Source organism: Xanthomonas sp. SHU 166, from assembly GCF_000364685.1.
GTDB classification, from domain to species: domain Bacteria; phylum Pseudomonadota; class Gammaproteobacteria; order Xanthomonadales; family Xanthomonadaceae; genus Xanthomonas_A; species Xanthomonas_A sontii.
This window is the reverse complement of the sequence record NZ_AQOJ01000765.1, coordinates 1-528: the sequence shown is the minus strand read 5'-3', so window position 1 is coordinate 528 and position 528 is coordinate 1. Positions and strand designations below refer to the sequence as shown.

1 protein-coding gene is annotated in these 528 nt (G+C 72.2%); it reads left to right on the top strand.

The window, feature by feature from the left end; genetic code table 11:
- The coding region (locus tag D180_RS17795) for a c-type cytochrome (RefSeq protein ID WP_043091282.1) at window positions 1-455 on the top strand (455 nt) is incomplete at its 5' end.
- Between the last annotated feature and the right edge of the window lie 73 nt (window positions 456-528).

Below are 528 nucleotides of genomic sequence, written 5' to 3'. Positions count from 1 at the left end.
CACCCGAGCCGGCTGCGGCGCCGGCGCCTGCACCGGCCTCTGCGCCGGCGGCGACCGCGCCCGCCGCCGCTCCTGCCGCCGCACCGGCCCCCGCTGCGGCGGTGACGCCGATTCCGAAGGGACCGCCGGTCAAGGTCACCCCGGAGCTGGTCGCCGAAGGCAAGGCGCTGTTCAACTCCGCCGGCTGCACCGCCTGCCACGGCGGCACCGGTGGTGGCGGCATGTGTCCGCCGCTGACCAACGACATCTGGGTGTACGGCAGCGACGACGACACCTTGCGTACGCTGATCACCGAAGGCACCGCCGGCATGACCGCGCACGGCAAGACCCGGATCGGCCACGAGAAGGTGGTCGGGCAGATGCCGCCGTTCGGTCCCGTGCTCAAGCCGGGCGATACCGAGAAGCTGCTGGCCTTCATCCATTCCATCAACAAGACCGCGGGCGCCACGCAATGAGGAAAGCGTTGCGCCTGTCCGCCGTCGTCGCGCTGTCGCTGTTCGCTGCTGCGTGCCAGCGCACCGCCGCGCC